The 18,309-nt window shown below is 32.3% G+C and carries 14 protein-coding genes; 8 read left to right on the top strand and 6 right to left on the bottom strand.

The genetic code is table 11. The annotated features are described in order from the left end of the window. Positions 1-16: 16 nt before the first annotated feature. Positions 17-1,624, bottom strand: a complete 1,608-nt coding sequence (locus CHRY9293_RS02805) for a thiol-activated cytolysin family protein (protein WP_162031516.1) — start codon at positions 1,622-1,624, stop codon at positions 17-19. Positions 1,625-2,483: 859 nt separating this feature from the next. Here CHRY9293_RS02805 and CHRY9293_RS02800 point away from each other — a divergent pair. Genes CHRY9293_RS02800 through CHRY9293_RS02780 form a run of 5 tightly spaced genes read left to right on the top strand, consistent with a single transcriptional unit; the run spans position 2,484 to position 8,071 of the window. Continuing rightward, positions 2,484-3,398, top strand: a complete 915-nt coding sequence (locus tag CHRY9293_RS02800; RefSeq protein ID WP_162031515.1) for a dimethylarginine dimethylaminohydrolase family protein — start codon at positions 2,484-2,486, stop codon at positions 3,396-3,398. A gap of 14 nt (positions 3,399-3,412) precedes the next feature. Continuing rightward, positions 3,413-4,078 carry a CPBP family intramembrane glutamic endopeptidase gene (locus CHRY9293_RS02795; protein ID WP_162031514.1) on the top strand — a complete coding sequence of 222 codons (666 nt, stop codon included), beginning with the start codon at positions 3,413-3,415 and terminating at the stop codon, positions 4,076-4,078. Positions 4,079-4,089: 11 nt separating this feature from the next. Beyond that, positions 4,090-5,013, top strand: coding sequence for a citrulline utilization hydrolase CtlX (ctlX, locus tag CHRY9293_RS02790; protein WP_162031513.1), 924 nt, complete (start codon positions 4,090-4,092; stop codon positions 5,011-5,013). Positions 5,014-5,054: 41 nt separating this feature from the next. After that, a complete protein-coding gene (locus tag CHRY9293_RS02785) occupies positions 5,055-6,812 on the top strand; it encodes a discoidin domain-containing protein (protein ID WP_162031512.1) in 1,758 nt (585 codons plus the stop codon). A 35-nt stretch (positions 6,813-6,847) separates the two neighbouring features. After that, positions 6,848-8,071 carry a serine hydrolase domain-containing protein gene (locus CHRY9293_RS02780; RefSeq protein WP_162031511.1) on the top strand — a complete coding sequence of 408 codons (1,224 nt, stop codon included), beginning with the start codon at positions 6,848-6,850 and terminating at the stop codon, positions 8,069-8,071. Between the two features lie 105 nt (positions 8,072-8,176). Here CHRY9293_RS02780 and CHRY9293_RS02775 read toward each other — a convergent pair whose 3' ends face one another. From CHRY9293_RS02775 to CHRY9293_RS02755, 5 genes are all read right to left on the bottom strand, one after another. Then, positions 8,177-10,420, bottom strand: a complete 2,244-nt coding sequence (locus CHRY9293_RS02775) for a TonB-dependent receptor domain-containing protein (RefSeq protein ID WP_162031510.1) — start codon at positions 10,418-10,420, stop codon at positions 8,177-8,179. A 245-nt stretch (positions 10,421-10,665) separates the two neighbouring features. Then, positions 10,666-11,007, bottom strand: coding sequence for a DUF3817 domain-containing protein (locus CHRY9293_RS02770; protein WP_122634873.1), 342 nt, complete (start codon positions 11,005-11,007; stop codon positions 10,666-10,668). Between the two features lie 55 nt (positions 11,008-11,062). Further along, positions 11,063-11,644, bottom strand: a complete 582-nt coding sequence (nadD, locus tag CHRY9293_RS02765; RefSeq protein WP_162031509.1) for a nicotinate (nicotinamide) nucleotide adenylyltransferase — start codon at positions 11,642-11,644, stop codon at positions 11,063-11,065. A 72-nt stretch (positions 11,645-11,716) separates the two neighbouring features. Further along, positions 11,717-13,429: a single-stranded-DNA-specific exonuclease RecJ gene (gene recJ, locus CHRY9293_RS02760; RefSeq protein WP_162031508.1), complete on the bottom strand. Its 1,713-nt coding sequence runs from the start codon at positions 13,427-13,429 to the stop codon at positions 11,717-11,719. Between the two features lie 238 nt (positions 13,430-13,667). Continuing rightward, the gene (locus tag CHRY9293_RS02755) at positions 13,668-15,290 is read right to left on the bottom strand and encodes an ABC-F family ATP-binding cassette domain-containing protein (RefSeq protein ID WP_122545952.1); all 1,623 of its coding nucleotides are present in this window, start codon (positions 15,288-15,290) and stop codon (positions 13,668-13,670) included. Between the two features lie 121 nt (positions 15,291-15,411). Between CHRY9293_RS02755 and smpB the strand changes: the two genes are divergently transcribed. The 3 genes from smpB (at position 15,412) to CHRY9293_RS02740 (ending at position 18,276) form a co-directional block, all read left to right on the top strand. Then, positions 15,412-15,870 carry an SsrA-binding protein SmpB gene (gene smpB / locus CHRY9293_RS02750; protein WP_122545953.1) on the top strand — a complete coding sequence of 153 codons (459 nt, stop codon included), beginning with the start codon at positions 15,412-15,414 and terminating at the stop codon, positions 15,868-15,870. A 77-nt stretch (positions 15,871-15,947) separates the two neighbouring features. After that, positions 15,948-17,441, top strand: coding sequence for an OmpA family protein (locus CHRY9293_RS02745; RefSeq protein ID WP_162031507.1), 1,494 nt, complete (start codon positions 15,948-15,950; stop codon positions 17,439-17,441). A gap of 94 nt (positions 17,442-17,535) precedes the next feature. Next, positions 17,536-18,276, top strand: a complete 741-nt coding sequence (locus tag CHRY9293_RS02740; protein WP_122634869.1) for a YebC/PmpR family DNA-binding transcriptional regulator — start codon at positions 17,536-17,538, stop codon at positions 18,274-18,276. The last annotated feature ends 33 nt before the right edge of the window (positions 18,277-18,309 follow it).

The raw sequence follows: 18,309 nt of genomic DNA, 5'->3' as shown, positions 1-18,309 counted from the left end.
TAAGGGTTTAACTATATTATTTTCTTTTGATTTCAATTTTAAGTGCGTTGTTATTTGTATCTTTTGTTGCCTCAATTTTTGCTGCTGGGCCTCCATTAATACCATCATGATCAATAATAGTATATGCTGTGGTGTTGGCAATATTGGGATAGTTCAAGAACAGAGGCTGGAATGTACTCAAGCCAAAATTTTGTCTTCTATAATATATAGTTTTTGAATATTGAGTATTAGTGGTCTTGTAAAATTTAATGTCGTCTGCGGAACTGCCATTGTTAAGATCAATTTCTTCTAGTGGACTTCCATTATAAGTGAATTGCATTAAGTTAGCATTATAAGGAAGCACAACTTGTTCTCCACTTGCAAGATAGTATACACTATTATCCCAATTGTTTTCTGTTCTTAAGACTACTGGAAGAGTTGCATAATCCATATTTTTCAAGATTAATTTGTATCCATTATCTGTACAATTTTGATAATTTACCTGATCCTCTACTTTTATGGTAACAGGTAGGTTAGAGCCAATATTAACGGCAGCATATTCAATAGGATATCCAGGGTTTGTTTTTGAAACTTCTGCGCCAGTTACAACAAAATTTCTTACCGAATCAAAGTTTCCTGCTAATGTGCCTAATGAAGCTTCTAATCCTGCTGTAGCACTTCCTCCCAGTTGTTTTACATACACTCTCGCATTTTGTAAAGTTGTGGAAAATTCTGTTTTTTGAGAGGCAGAAATGTTGGCAGTAGGATTTTTATAGGCAAAATTAAGAGCTTGTTCTATTTTAGTTGCTTTTTCATCTGATTCATACACTAACGTATATAGCCTTCCATAAGTAACAGATGAGATATAAACAGCAGGGTTATCGGCAGCGATATATTGGTCCAGTTGTGCTTGTGGATAGCTGCTCGTGATCCATCCATCATTTCCTTTCAATCCTGTTTTAGGATTTACAGATACCTCAAAAAATTTCTGTTTTAGAGTAACGGCATAATAGGTTTTACTTGTGTTAAAATTGATCCCAAAACTTCCCCCTACATCCATGCCAATTGCTCCCGTATAGCCAACATTCAATGCTATTTGTAACTGTTTACTATTGAACGTTCTTTGTATGTCGATACTATAATTCGCCGGGAAATTAGTACCCGAATCATAAAAACCGTTCAACATTGCTTGCAATGCTGTTTGCACTTTACCGGGGGTAGGATCTGTAATAAGTTGAGAACTTGGAATTGTTGGGCTAGAGGAAAAAGCATCCACTTTTACCTCAATAGAGTTTCTTCCGTTATCTCCAATTGGGATGGATGCTAACTGACCCGTTTTAATGGTTTTCCCTTGAACTATATTTCCGGGCCACATTAACGAGGCTCCTGTACCCAGTCTGGAAAAATGGTCAAAGGTTTTTTCTTGATGTTCACTAACATCTACGCAGTTTTCAGGGGTCTTAGTTGAAGTATTAGCCGGGCTGTTTTTAATTTCTTTTTTTATTAATTGAGTTGCAGGCCCATCGTAAATATTGTTTTCTCTTAATGAGTTTAGATCAATATTGTTATTATTGTCCAGAATGTTTTCCTGATTACAACTGTATAGGGCACCTATACATAGAACGGCTAAAAATTTTAATTTCATATTAACTTACTTTTAATGTTGATATTCTCAAAGCTTTAGATCGCTTTGTAATTGTGATGATTTTATTGATGCTTTTGTGTGTTATGGAACTGGTGTTCCCAATACTTCGGCTTTTATGCTTCGTTACTAACTTTCATAGTATTATATAATTATTTACATAATATGATCTTTTTGGGGTATATAGTAAGGGTTATTTCATTGATGAATTATTTTAGAGGTTAGACAATTATTTTTGTTTAGAATAAATAATTTCTATGTAGTTTTATTTTTGCAAATCTATAAAATTTATTTGATATAGTAGTAATATGTTTACTACTTTGGTTTTTATTTTGATTAAATCGTACTTTTTATTTTATTTAATTATTGATTTCTTATTGAAAAATAAACTTAAAATTTGGCATTAGATTTTATATTTTTTGATTTTAATTAAATTGAAATTAATAATATTCTATTTTAGTATATTTCGAAAAATAATTGAAATTATGGTGAATTATAATCAATAATATGTGTTTTATGTTCTATATTATCATTGTTTTCACTAAAATTCATTAAATAGTGACTTTTTAATATCGTTTTACATTTACACATTTTGTAGTTTTAATTTTATTTTCGTTGATCAATATATAATAAAATGAAAATTGTTGATACGCAATTGAATGAATATCGTAGACCGTAACTGGGTATTATCTTTAAAAAACGATTTTTGTAGTTATTCTATTTGTGTTTTAATGATGGAGTTATAAGCAAAAACTGTATTTTAAATCTTTTATAGAATAAAATGAAATTGGCTTTTAAAAACAATCCAAAAGTTTTACAAATACAGACCTTTACTTATATTTGTAGTATTGCATAAATCTTTATGAAACTAAATATTAAAAACGAAACAGGCAGGCTTAAATCTGTTGTTTTAGGTCAGCCTAATTCTATGGGATCGGTGCCTACATTGGCGGAAAGTTATGATGCTAAGTCATATTATTCAATTGAACACAACATATATCCTACGGAAGAGGATATTATTAATGAAATGAATGCTTTTGAAAAAGTTTTGAAAAAGTATAATGTTGAGGTTTTAAGACCGAGTATTATCCAGGAATACAATCAAGTGTTTGCTAGAGACGTGGCCTTTGTGATTGATGATAAAATGATTATTTCAAATGTAATAGCAGATAGGGCTGATGAACAGGATGCCTATAAAAAAATCTTTGAAAAAGTCGCATGGAGAAATATTATTAATCTGCCTGAAACTGCGCATATTGAAGGAGGAGATGTTATTGTTTGGAACGACTTTATTTTTATCGGGACTTGTTTTAGTGAAGACTATAGAAATTATAAGACGGCAAGAACAAATGAATATGCTATTGAAATTCTTAAAGAATATTTCCCTAAGAAAAGGATTATAGATCTAGAATTGAAGAAGAATGATAGGATTCCATATGAGGGAATTTTGCATTTAGATTGTACTTTTAATCCGGTTGGAAATGATAAATGTATTATTTACAAAAATGGCTTCGTAGATGAAAGTGATTATCGATTGATTATTGATATTTTTGGAGAAGAAAATTGTTTCCATGTGACGGATGAGGAAATGTTTGAAATGTTTCCTAATATATTTTCAATCTCTCCTGAAGTTATTGTCTCGGATAAAGCTTTTACAAGAATGAATAATCATCTAAGGAATGTGTGGGGCATGACGGTGGAAGAAATTCCTTACAGGGAAATTTCAAAAATGGGGGGATTATTGAGATGCTCTACAATGCCTTTGGTAAGGGAATAGTATAATAAATAAGAATGAATTTAAAAGTATTACTTAATAAATGGATTGCATTATTACTTTTGGTAATAGTATTTTCATTAATTTTTAACCCTTATACAAAATTCCCATATACATTTTGTGTCATTATTATCGTAATACTTTTTTTTACTTATTTGCAAGATGGACATCTTAAAAACTTGAATTTTCGAAAAATTAAATTACTAGAAATTAAAAGAATAATTATTTGTTATTTTATTCTTGAGCTTTCAATGGATTTTATTTTTCAGCCGTTGGTAAGTGAAATTTTTAATGAACCTGCGGATTATTCTTCTTTTAAAGTAATTGAAGGAAATCCTCAGAAATATTTTAAATGGCTTTTCAATATGTGGGTTAGTGCCGCTATTGGAGAAGAACTTTTATTTCGTGGTTTTGCTTTTCTACAATTGAGGAAGCTATGTAAAGACAAAAATATTTTAATTGTTTTGCTTAGTGCAGTAATGTTTTCATTACCTCATTTATATCAAGGAGTTTCGGGTTTAGTGATGACTTTTTTATTTGGATTAGCTTTTGGCCTTATATATTTGAAATTTCAAAATATTTGGATTAATATTATTGTTCATGGCTTAATTGATACGGTTTTTCTTACATTAAGCTATTATGGACTTACGGAGTTTTATTCCGGCTTTTATTTTATTTTATAAAAATCAAAAAAATGCAAACGACAGATACCGTTTTAATGATAGAACCGATTGCTTTCGGTTATAATGCAGAAACTGCAAAAAATAATTATTTTCAGGTTGAACAAAAGGGTTCAGATGTTCAAGAAAAGGCTTTGAAAGAGTTTAATGCTTTTGTTGAAAAATTAAGAAATAAAGGGATTGATGTGATCACTATAAAAGATACTTTACAGCCTCATACTCCTGATTCAATCTTTCCAAATAATTGGGTAAGCTTTCATAAAGATGGAAAAGCAGTACTATATCCGATGTTTGCGCACAATAGAAGAGTAGAAAGAAGAAATGACATTCTTGAAACAATCAAAAGCAAAGGCTTTACTATAAAAGATATTGACGATTGGTCTTCTTCTGAGGCAAATGAAAAGTTTTTAGAAGGAACAGGAAGTATGATTTTTGATCATGATAATAAAATAGCTTATGGATCGGTTTCTTTAAGATTAGATGAAAATCTATTCAGAGAATTTTGTGAAAAATATGGGTTCAGTCCTGTTGTTTTTCATTCCTTCCAGACTGTGGGAGGAGAGAGATTGGCAATTTACCATACTAATGTAATGATGTGTGTAGCTGATAAATTTGTAGTGATTTGTCTAGACTGTATAGACGATATGCTAGAGAGAAACAACGTCATTGAAACTATTAAAAATTCTGGGAAAGAGATTATTGAGATCACCGAAGATCAAATGCAGCAATTTGCGGGAAATATGCTTCAGGTTCAAAATAAAGACGGCGAAAAATTTCTTGTTATGAGTGAGACTGCGTATAAATCTTTACAGGCTGATCAGATATCGACCATTGAAAAATATTGTGAAATTATTCATGCAGATTTAAATACGATTGAGGTAAATGGAGGGGGAAGTGCACGCTGTATGATTGCGGAAATCTTTCTTCCCAAAATGTAATTAAAATATAGTATTAACGGAATGGAAAATGAGATTGCTACATGAAAAAGAAAATTATTTTATTGATGGCATCATTGCCATTCTGCTTTGTTGAAGCTCAACAAAAAACGTTCTGTAACCCCATCAATATAGATTATGGTTATACTCCATTTGAGGTTTTTTCTAAACAAGGAAAACATCGGGCTACGGCGGATCCAGTAATTGTTAACTTTAAAAATAAACTCTTCCTTTTTTCAACAAATCAGGAAGGCTATTGGTATAGTGATGATATGTTGGATTGGAAGTTTATAAAAAGAAAATTTCTTAGAGACAATAAATATACTCATGATTTAAACGCTCCGGCAGTTTGGTCTATGAAAGATACGTTGTATGTTTTTGGCTCAACTTGGGAACAAGATTTTCCGATATGGAAAAGTACAAATCCAACAAAAGATGATTGGCATATTGCCGTTGATACTTTAAAAGTGGGAGCGTGGGATCCTGCCTTTCATTATGATGAAGATAAAAATAAGCTCTATCTCTATTGGGGGTCAAGCAATGAATGGCCATTATTAGGAACGGAGGTCAAAGTAAAAACGTTGCAATCTGAAGGGTTTGTAAAACCAATTCTTAGATTAAAACCGGAAGATCATGGTTGGGAGAGATTTGGGGAATATAATGATAATGTTTTTTTGCAGCCTTTTGTAGAAGGAGCTTGGATGACAAAACATAATGGCAAGTATTATATGCAGTATGGTGCGCCCGCTACAGAATTCAGTGGATATTCTGATGGAGTCTATGTGAGTAAAAGTCCATTAGAAGGATTTGAATACCAACAGCATAATCCATTTTCCTATAAACCTAGTGGATTTGCTAGGGGGGCCGGACATGGAGCTACTTTTGAAGATAATTTTAAAAATTGGTGGCATGTATCAACCATTTTTATTTCTACTAAAAATAACTTTGAAAGAAGAATAGGGATCTGGCCTGCTGGTTTTGATAAAGATGATGTTATGTATTGTAACACAGCTTATGGAGATTATCCTACTTACTTACCTCAATATGCCCAAGGAAAAGATTTTACTAAAGGTCTTTTTGCAGGCTGGATGCTTTTAAATTACAATAAGCCCGTTCAAGTCTCATCAACTTTAGGAGGGTATCACTCTAATTATGCGGTAGATGAAGATATTAAAACATATTGGAGTGCAAAAACCGGAAATGCTGGAGAGTGGTTTCAAACTGACTTGGGGGAAGTATCCACAGTTAATGCCATTCAGATTAATTATGCGGATCAAGATGTAGAATTTTTAGGTAAAACTTTAGGTAAAATGCATCAATATAAAATTTTAGGGTCGCATGATGGGAAAAAATGGAATGTAATTGTTGATAAAAGCAAAAATATAAAAGATGTCCCTCATGATTATATAGAACTTAGTAAGCCCGTAACGGCAAGATTTCTGAAAATAGAAAATATAAAAATGCCCACGGGGAAATTCGCTTTAAGTGGCTTTAGAGTATTTGGAAAAGGGAATAGTGAGAGACCTTCTAAAGTGCAAAATTTTGTTCCTCTAAGAGCTGATCCTAAAAAATATGGGGAAAGAAGGAGTATTTGGATGAAATGGCAGCAAAATTCGGAAGCGGATGGGTACGTAATTTATTGGGGGAAATCACCGGATAAACTGTATGGAAGTATCATGGTTTATGGAAAGAATGAATATTTTTTTACAGGAGCTGATAGAACGGATACTTATTATTTTCAAATAGAAGCATTTAATTCTAATGGAATTTCAGAAAGAACAGAAGTAATACAATCAGAATAGACTAATATAATACCACCAATAACTAATATTTAACCATGAAAACAAATAAACTATTCTTAATACCTTTATTATTTGGTATTTTAGGATGTAGTAACGATGAAAACAATAAAAATTATCAAGCAGAACTGGACGGAGTTGTAAAGAATATTCATGAAAATCTTCAAAATTCTCTTCAAACTGATATACCCTCTTTAAGTGTATATGTAGTCTCATCAAAAGGAACTTATTTCAGTACAATAAAAGGAACGAATGGGACAACGGTGACTCCTAATACTTACTTTCGTTTTGCTAGCAATACTAAGAGTTTCACTTCTACGGCTATTCTAAAAATGATGCAAGATGGATGGCTTAATCTTGATGATAAAATAACTGCTAATATTCCGGGAACTGATATTCCGTATACACCCAATATTGCAGAGTGGAATTTTCCATTTAAAAATCAAATTACCATTCGCCAACTTCTACAACATAATGCTGGGGTATATGATGTAACTAACGACAGTTCTCAGTATCATATAAATGGTGAAACTTATGGTGATTATATGCTTAATAACTATCCGGATCATCAATTCACAACTACGGAATATATTAAGGTTTTAACGGAACATAACCTTACTTATGGAGCTCCTAATACTGTTTATCATTATTCAAATACCGGATATTCAATTTTAGGAGAAATAATAGCTAGGATTTATTCGCAGAAAGCCAATACTTCAAAGACTTATGGAAATTATATGTATGATCATATTGTAGGGCCAAGTTCTAAAGTTCCAATAGGAATCAGATTTCCAGAATTAGCTTCAGATAAACAATTACTTACACCCTATGTAAAAGGATTGATAAAAAATGACAATACAATGGAAGTGACGGATTTGAAAAATGCAAGTCCACATATTGCTGAGGGCAATGGAGTAGGAACAATGCTTATGCTCTCTAGTTATATAAGGAGTGTGATGAAAGGAAAAAATGTACTTTATCCCTCAAGTGCAGAATTAATGAGGAGAAGTAGAGGATTGGCAACAACTGCGGAGAATAGAAATTATTCCTTAGGATGTTTTTATCTTCCTGGGGTTGGGTATGGTCATAATGGAGCAACAGAAGGGTATTTATCTATCATGTTATATGATCCTGATACGGACTTTTCAGTAATCGTATTATTACCATTTTGGGATCTTAGTAATAATGCCCAAAACTTTCCCCAATGTATTAATGCACTAAATATGACTGCTCTTGAAGCTAAAAAAACGTTAGGTTATTAAGATAGCCCATACTTTTCTAGTATATTACCTTTTTAAACAAACAAATTCGCGGCTAACTTAGCCGCGAATTCAAAACAATATAATTAATATGAATAGAATTTTGATTTATCTTGTTCTGTTTTTGATCGCATCGGAAGCACTTTCTATATCCCTTACTTTTTTTACTTTTTGATTACCAAAATTATAGGTGATACTTACAGTCATGCTTCTTCTGAATTGATCATTTCTGATGTAATTATAATTTCCTGAAGCTTGGAAATCCTCGATTTCCACAATGTTTGTTCTTAATACATCATTTACATTAACGGCAAACGTCCAATCATTCCAATTTTTCTTTAGACTCAAATCTAAACTCATTAAATTTTTCAATAGTCCAAGTTCAATTTGTTGTTTGTCTACGAAAAAGTAATTTACTCCTAAAAACCAAGTTTTCTTTTTGTCTAAGCGGAGTGTATTGTTGGTTTGAATAACAATACTTGTAGAATTTGTATTGTTTACATAATTGTCAAAAATTTGCCCTGTTGTTGGATCTGTGTTTAAAGTTCCATCATTGATATTATGTTGAACCCCAATATTAAAATTGGTTGTTAAATATTGTTTGAAAAAAGACTTTTGAATCCCTACCATTGCGGACATTTCCTGTTTTGTTCCAAAATTTGTTCTGATATAGGCAAGTTGCACTCTTTCCACATTATTATCCATATATTTTCTCTGTAAAGGAACTTGTGTAATTACATCTTTAAATAAGGAGTGATTTAAAATTAAAAAATATGAGTTTTTATACATATAGGTTAGTTCCTGATTGTATGTTGAAGAAGCCTTTACAAAAGGATTGTTTTGAGTGTAATTATCTTCCGTAATAATGTTTTTTACAGGATTTAATTCCCAAAAACTAGGTCTACGCATTCTGCTTGAAAATGAATAGGAAATATTATTTTTATCATTAATGGCATAATTAAAGCTTAAGTAGGGTAACAAATTATTATAATTTCTTTCTATTCTTCGGTATTCAGGAGAAGCGTTGTCGGAAGTTCCCAAACTGTTTGTAATCTCGTATCTTGTTCCTATTTTTCCTGAAAATTTATCAGAGAATTTCTTTTCAAAAGTTAAATAAAGACCATAAATGTTTTCATCATACACAAAGTGGTTAAAATCTTCTTCTACGGGTTGCTGATTTCCATTGTTGTCATATAAAAATGTATAATTTTTAGTATCATTATCAGTCTTGGTTTTGTTAAAGTTACCACCTACTGAAAATGTGTAATCATTTTTTAATTTTTGGATATAGTCAACGGTTCCTGAAAAATTATTAATTATTTGAGGAATGTCCTGAATGATTTTTTTACTGAATTGAGAGAAATCATTATTTTGTCCTGGAACCATGGTGTTATTATCGGAATATTGAAATCTTTTATAATTGAGATAGGCCGCATTTAGATTGAGCTTGCTTCCTAAAGAGTCAAGTTTTACTTCATAATTTAAGTTAACAGAGTTGTTGTAGTTACGAGCATCTTCTTTGTTTTTAGTACGGGTATAATCTGTAGAAACTAAATTACCATTATCAAATCTTGTAATTGTATTTAATAGATCTATTGTTGAATTATAACTTTTATTGGCCCAAGAGTTCCAGGATAGAGCCCAGTTGCTTTTTTCTGTTAACTGATAATCAATATTTAAGTATCCACCGATATTTTTATTAGGATCATCTATATTACCTACAGATTCGTTTCTTATTTTATCAGTTCCATTTCGTAAGATATAGGCTTGAGGATTAATATTTTCTCCTCCATTTAGGTTTGCACTCACGCCTAATTTACCTTTCCTATAGTTTAATGAGAAACTTGCTTGGCTTGAATTGTATTTATTCTGAGTATTGGCCATTCTCATATTTCCACTAGTCCCATCACTCATTTTTTTCTTTAATACAATATTGATAATTCCATCAGAAGATTCAACTTGATATTCACTGCCGGGAACGGTAATAACTTCAATTCTTTGAATGTTTTCGGCAGGAGTATTTTTTAGAAATTGCGTTAATGACTCCGCATCCATATTGGTTTTTCTTCCATTGATATAGATTAGAGCATTGTTTTTTCCTGCTATTTTTAGGGTTTTATCATCGGTAGTTGATAAAAGTGGAGTTTGTTTTAAAAGATCAAAAGTTGTGTTTCCTTTTGTAACAGGTGATGCCGCAACATCGTATACAAAACGATCACTTTGTTTTTTGAATATTTGCTTGGTGAGTGTTATTCCTTCTATTGTTTTTGTCTTTACAGTATCTGATTTTTTTTCCTGAGCGAATATCAATCCGCTAAAAAATATTGCTGCGATGAGGATAGGCGTTTTCATGATGTTTTTTATTTAGAGAGTTTAATAGCTTGTATTTTCTATTATTTAATATAGCAAAGATATATAATAAATTTAGTATCATGCAATACAAAGTACTTAAAAAATTAACTTCGTAAATATAACTAGCTGTTTATCAGTTGTTAAAATTTAAATCAGTATTTATGTATAGTATTGTTTTTTAATAATAAGACAACCATAACATGGTTTTTGTTACAGTGTAAAGGTGAATATTTGAAAAAATAAGACTACTCTCTGTCGAAACGGGCTAGCTTTTTATCAACCCAAATAGTAGCAAAAGGGAAAAATGCAGATAATAAGGCGAAAACAAAATCTTCATCATCCCACGTATAAATTTTTCTGGCAGGTAAACAAAGTAAAAGATAAATAGAGAAAAAGAGTCCATGAATATTTCCCACTATAATAATAAAAATAGTAGAAAGGATCCCTTCAGCATCATATCTTTTCCAAATCATGGCAACTCCATATAATAAAAAGCATGAAATTGCTTCGGCAATACAAATTTGCTTAAACCATTTTATGATTTTTTCTTGAGAATATTTTGAGAAGAATTTTTCAATGAAGTTCATTTTGAAATATGATTTAGAGATGAAAATCCAAAAGTGAGTGATCTAGGTGGCACAATTACTTATAAAAATTGCTTCCATCCAAATAATCAAATACTTCAGGAGGTAACATAGGTCTTACATTTTTTCCTTCTTTGATCATATTTCGAATCTCTGTAGCTGATAGTTCAATGATAGGAGCTTGGATTACAGTTATATTTTCGTGCTCAAGATCGTAACCTGCCTTTTTCCCATCAAAAACTCTTGGATAAACGACAATATGATGATTTTTAAGTAAAATATCTGAATTTTTCCATTTGTGTAGATTCTCCAGGTTGTCTTCTCCCATAATTAAACTAAAAGAATATTCAGGATATTTTTCATGAAGATACGTTAAAGTATCAATAGTATAGCTAGGAGTGGGTAAAGAAAACTCTACATTGGAAGCCCTCATATTCGGATAGTTTTGTAATGCATGTTGGACCATATCCAGTCGATTATGATCTTTCAGTAAAGATTTTTTTTCTTTAAAGGGATTTTGTGGACTTACAACAAACCATATTTCATTCATATTCGAATTCTCCAAAATATAATTGGCTAAAATTAAATGCCCTATATGAATTGGATTAAATGAGCCGAAAAATAAACCGATTTCTTTCATGAATTAATACTTAATAAAAGATAGGAAATATAATGAATCAAATGTGGAATTTAAGAATGTTAGAAGATACATCTAATCTCTAAATTTCACATCTTTTATATTAAGATAGTGAGTTATATTACCTTTCCAATGATTTTCTTCTAAAGTAAAGGCTAAATCAAAAGCTTTATTCTTAAAGTCTTCTGCAAATTGACCTAGCTTGAAACCTACACATTCAATATTTCTTCCTGAAAACTCTTGTTTAATATAAAATTTCAGGTGATTATTGTCTTTTCCCATTGTTTTAACAAATCCAGAAACCTTTTGATTGGTTAAGGTGAGGATAGGTTTCATATTGTGAGGACCGAAAGGGGCTAATTTTCGATGAAAATTGATAAATTCTCGGTTAATATCTTCTATTTGGATTTCGGAATCTATAGTGATAGAAGGCTCTTTTTGATGTTCTTGAATTTTATCAGAAACTACTTTTTCAAATTTTTCTTTAAAAGCATCAAACTTCTCTTTCTCCATAGAAAGACCTGCAGCAGCATGGTGACCTCCAAACTTTAGAAAATATTCTGAACACATATCCAAAGCTTCATGTACGTCAAAATCGGAAACAGATCTGGCTGATGCAACCATTTCTCCATTATTACCATCAGTAAAAACCAATGTGGGTTTATAATAGGTTTCTATGAGCCTTGAAGCTACAATTCCAATGACACCTTTATTCCATTCTGGACTATAAACAATCGTCGTATATTTTGATTGTTGCTGAGATTCTATAATTTGGTTCAACGCTGAAAGGGTAGAATTCATATCTAATTCACGTCTTTCATCATTAAGATCCATTATATCATTCACAATTTGATTAGCATGCTTCAAATTATCAGAAACCATAAGTTCTACAGCTGCTTTTCCATGAGAAATTCTTCCGGCGGCATTAATTTTTGGAGCTATTTCAAATACAATATTGGAAATTTCGAAATGAGAGAGTTTATCTTCCGGAATTAATAACCTTAAACCCAAGTTTCTAGTCTTTCTTAAGGTTTTTAGTCCCATTTTAGCCAATACTCGGTTTTCGCCAGTCATGGAGACAATATCAGCTGCAATTGAAATGGCCAGAAGGTCGGTGAGTTCAAATAATTCGGCTTCTGGAATTTTATATATGGTATTTAGACCTTGGCAAAGTTTAAATCCTACACCACATCCGGAAAGTTCCTTAAAAGGGTATCTACAGTCATTTCTTTTTGGATCAAGAACGGCAACCGCATTAGGAATTTCTTCACCAGGTAGGTGATGATCACATATGATAAAATCAATTTCCAAGCTTTTGGCATAATTGATCATATCCATTGCTTTTATTCCGCAGTCCAGAGCAATAATAAGCGAATAATCATTTTCTTTGGCAAAATCAATTCCTTCCGTTGAAATTCCATATCCTTCAGAATTCCGATCCGGTATATAATAGTCTAAATATTTTTTCTCAACAATTTTACTTAGGTAGAGATACATTAAAGCAACAGCAGTTGTTCCGTCCACATCATAGTCTCCATATACCAATATCTTTTCTCCATTTTCTATGGCTGTTGCAATACGCTCTACAGCTTTTTGCATATCTGCCATCAGAAAGGGACTATGTATATCGTTGAGGTTAGGTTTGAAGAATTCTCTTGCCTTTTGGTAATTGTCAATGCCTCTCAGAACAAGAAGTCTAGATTCAAAAGTTCCAAAACCAAGAGACGAAATTAATCCATCTACAATTTCCTCATCAGGTTCCGGCTTATAAATCCATTTTTGACTCATTTCACAAAAATAGGGAAAAAAAATAGTATTCAGAAATCATTAACTTGAAGTTTTGATTTTATGCTTGTTAAAAACAATATATATGGGGTAGCTTTGATTTTAGAATAGGATGGGTAAAGCAGTTATCATTAATATTTGGAAATAAATTTGAAAACGATAATAAAGTGAATATATAACAACAATTGCTCAAAGAACCTTTGAGCAATTGTTGTTATAATAAGTATGAATTTGTCTAAGATTAAGAATACATTTTTTCTCTTAATTCTTTTACTTTTTTCTCTGCGAGATATTCATCATATGTCATTTCTCTATCGATAATACCTTTAGGAGTAAGTTCGATGATTCTGTTACATACTGTTTGAAGCATTTCGTGGTCATGAGATGCCAATAAAATGTTTCCTTTAAAATTAGAAAGTGAGTTATTCAATGTGGTAATACTCTCAAGATCTAAGTGGTTCGTCGGCTCATCTAATAAAAGGATATTGGCTTTTTGAAGCATCATTCTGCTAAACATACATCTCATTTTTTCACCTCCTGAAAGTACTTTACAAGACTTGAGTGCTTCGTCACCCGAAAAGAGCATTCTTCCTAAAAATCCTCTTATAAACTCTTCGTGACGTTCCTCATCATTTTTAGTAAATTGTCTTAACCAATCCACTAAACTTATATCCTCCTGGAAAAAATTGGTATTGTCTAAAGGCATATGAGATTGATTGGTTGTTACCCCCCAAGCTACAGTTCCTTTATCTGCAGTTGAATTTCCTGCAAGAATTTCAAAAAATTCAGTAATGGCTAATGAGCTTTTTGAAATAACAGCGACTTTATCTCCCTTCTTAAGGTTTAAATCAATATTAGAGAAAAGAAGTTCTCCATCTTTTGTTTTTTCAAGACCTTTTACATCCAAAATTTGATCTCCTGCCTCCCTTTCCATTTCAAAAATAATCGCTGGATATCTTCTTGAAGATGGCTTAATATCGTCGATATTCAATTTATCGATCATTTTCTTTCTTGCAGTTGCCTGCTTAGCTTTTGCAACATTTGAGCTAAATCTCGCGATAAAATCCTGAAGTTCTTTTTTCTTTTCTTCAGCTTTTTTATTAGCTTGAGCTCTTTGTCTTGTAGCTAGTTGGGATGCTTGATACCAAAAAGAGTAGTTCCCTGTATAAAGATTAAGTTTAGCATAATCCAAATCACCAATATGAGTACATACGGTATCCAAGAAGTGACGGTCGTGAGATACTACAATTACTGTATTTTCATAATCTGCAAGGAAATCTTCCAACCATGAGATAGTATCTATATCAAGGTCGTTGGTAGGCTCATCCAAGATTAATACGTCTGGATTTCCAAAAAGAGCCTGAGCAAGAAGAACTTTTACTTTGTCTTTATTTTCAAGTTCCCCCATCATCTGCCAATGCATATCATCTTTAATTCCCACATTCGAAAGCATGGTTTGTGCATCCGATTCTGCAGTCCATCCTCCCATCTCATCATATATTACACCTAATTCCCCTGCTTTAATTCCATCTTCATCAGAGAAGTCTTCTTTCGCATAAAGTGCGTCCATCTCCTCTTTTATTTCGAATAATTTTTTATTGCCTCTTAGTACAGTTTCAAGAACAGTATATTGATCATAAGCAAAGTGATCCTGCTCAAGAACAGACATTCTTTTTCCAGGTTCCAGTGTTACATGGCCCGTTGTGGGATCCTGCTTCCCAGTTAATATTTTAAGGAACGTAGACTTTCCTGCTCCATTTGCTCCGATGATCCCGTAGCAATTTCCTTTGGTAAACATAATATTTACCTCATCAAAAAGAATTCTTTTCCCGAATTGTAAAGATAAGTTAGATACTGTTAACATATAGTTTTGTAAATTTGGCGCAAAAATACAAAAAGAATTTGGGTATTTCGTAATAATGTAATAGTCAAGTTTTTAAAGGATAGGTATTTTTGTATATTTCAATTATAGAAATTTTAGACTTATGAAGATTGAAAAAACAGTTAATATATCAAATAAAAGAGCCCGATTTGAATATGAAATTCTTGAAGAATATGAAGCAGGAATGGTTTTAACGGGTACAGAAATAAAATCTCTCCGTTCATCAAAAGCGTCTATTACGGAGTCTTTTTGTCAATTTATAGATAAGGAATTATATATTATCAATATGATGATTGATGAATATAAATTGGGAACATTTTATAACCATAAAACAAAAAGGGAACGAAAATTGTTGTTGCACAAAAGAGAATTGCAAAAACTTGAAAAGAAGCTAAAAGATGCAGGTAATACAATTGTTCCTTTGAAATTATATATCAATGATAGGGGAAAAGCTAAAGTGCTAATTGCTTTAGGTAGAGGGAAAAAGCTTTTTGATAAAAGGGAGAGCATAAAAGATAGAGAAAATAAACGAAACCTGGATAGAATATTAAAGAAAAGTTAAAATTCATCTGAAAAACTTTGTATATGAAGAAAAATTATATTTATTTTGCATTATCAATTATTTAATCATTTAATTCTATGAAAAATCTAAAATTAGGAATTTCAGCATTGGCACTGACGGTTGCTTCTACTGTATTCGCTCAGACTACCAACAATCCGTGGTTGATCGGAGTTGGTGCTCATGCGGAGAACCATTTGGCACAGGCGAACACCTTCAGTAATACCTTTGCAGCAAAAAATTTGACGAAGACTCTGTTCAATATGAACAACTTCTCTATTACGCCTCCATTATCTAAACTTACAGTGGCTAGAAACGTTAGAAAAGGTTTAGTTGTTGATTGGCAGACATCTGTAGGGAATGTTGATAACAAAAGATTCAACATGGGGAAAGAATTCTTCCTAATGACAGGTCTTGGTTTACAAGCCAAAGCAGCTGGTTTACTATGGAGTGAAGAATCATGGTTTGATCCATATTTAAGAGTAGGTGCTAATTACCTAAGACATGATCATTCATCTCTGACTTTCCCAAGAGAGGATGCTAATGGATATATTATTCCTAACGGGGAAAATGGTGATGAAAATGGTAAAGCCAATTTCTTTACAGTTTCTGCCGGTGCAGGGATCAACTTCTGGGCTACTAAAAACTTCGGTCTTGGTATTCAAGGAGATTACGTTTCTACTCCAGGAAACAAATCAGCAGTTCCAAACTTCTGGCAAGCTTCTGCATCTTTATTATTCAGATTTGGAAACAGAGATAGAGATAAAGATGGTATCCTAGATAAAGATGATCTTTGTCCAGATACTCCAGGTTTACCAGAATTCCAAGGATGTCCTGATACAGATGGAGACGGAGTTCCAGATAAAGACGATCAATGTCCAGATGTTGCTGGTCCTGTTGAAAACAACGGTTGTCCTTGGCCAGATACAGACGGTGACGGTGTAATCGATAAAGATGATGCTTGTCCTACTGTTGCAGGTCCTGCAGAAAACAACGGTTGTCCTTGGCCAGATACAGATGGTGATGGTATCTTAGATAAAGATGATGCTTGTCCTACTGTTCCAGGTCTTCCAGAATATAACGGATGTCCTAAGCCTAAAAAAGTGACAGCTGAGGAAGTTGAAAAAGAATTCAAAAATGTATATTTCGATTTCAATAAAGCAACTATTAAAGCTGAGTCTAAGCCAGCATTAGATAGAGCAGCTGATCTTATCAAGAAAGATGGAGGTAACTATCTATTAGAAGGTAGAACAGATGCTAAAGGTTCTGAAGCTTACAACTTGAAATTATCTAGAGAAAGAGCTGCTTCTGTAGTTACTGCTTTAGATGCAAGAGGAGTTGATGCTAACGCACTTAAATCAGTAGGTGTTGGTAAAGCTAAAGCTACTGTTCCTGCTACAGCTTCTGACGCAGAAAGACAAGTAGATAGAAAAGTAGTTGTAATGGCTATTGAAGATATGAACGAGTGGAACAAAATCGCTAAAAAAGATTATGCTGACGCTCCAGTTAAAAAAGCAGTAGCTAAGAAAAAGGCTCCAGCTAAGAAAAAAGCTCCGGCTAAAAAGAAAAAATAATTAATTTTTCTAAATAATAAATACCTCCAATTATTTGGGGGTATTTTTTTTTCGTTGACTTTTAAGTAATTTTGTTGAAAATTTAAAAATAAAAATGGGAAGAGCATTTGAATATAGAAAAGCTTCTAAAATGGCCCGTTGGGATAAGATGGCCAAAACATTTTCTAAGATTGGTAAAGACATCGCCTTAGCAGTGAAAGCCGGTGGAACAGATCCTGAATCAAATCCAGCATTGAGAAGATGTATCCAAAATGCGAAAGGAGCCAATATGCCTAAAGATAATGTGGAGAGGGCTATAAAAAAAGCAAGTGGGGCCGATGCCGAAAATTATGAGGAAATTACATATGAAGGATACGGACAAGGGGGTGTCGCATTTTTTGTGGAATGTACAACTAACAATACCACTAGAACAGTAGCTAATGTAAGAGCTGTTTTTAACAAATTTGATGGGAACCTTGGTAAGAATGGTGAACTCGCCTTTATATTTGATAGAAAGGGTATTTTTAATATAGATTTATCTCAAATTAAAATGGATTGGGATGATTTTGAAATGGAAATGATTGATGGTGGAGCAGAAGATATTGATAAAGACGATACTGAGATCATGATTACAACAGCATTTGAAGATTTTGGTTCTCTATCTCATAAGTTGGATGAACTTAAAATTGAGGTTAAAAGCGCAGAACTTCAAAGAATTCCAAACAATACAAAAGAGGTAAGCGAAGAACAATTCAAAGCAAATATGAAAATGCTTGAACGTTTTGAAGAAGATGATGATGTACAGAATGTGTATCATAATATGGAGATAACTGAAGAGTTAATGAATGCTCTATAAAAAATAATATAACATTCATATACAATTAATATT

The sequence above is a fragment of the Chryseobacterium potabilaquae genome, from assembly GCF_902728265.1.
GTDB classification, from domain to species: domain Bacteria; phylum Bacteroidota; class Bacteroidia; order Flavobacteriales; family Weeksellaceae; genus Chryseobacterium; species Chryseobacterium potabilaquae.
This window is presented reverse-complemented; position numbering and strand designations above follow the sequence as displayed.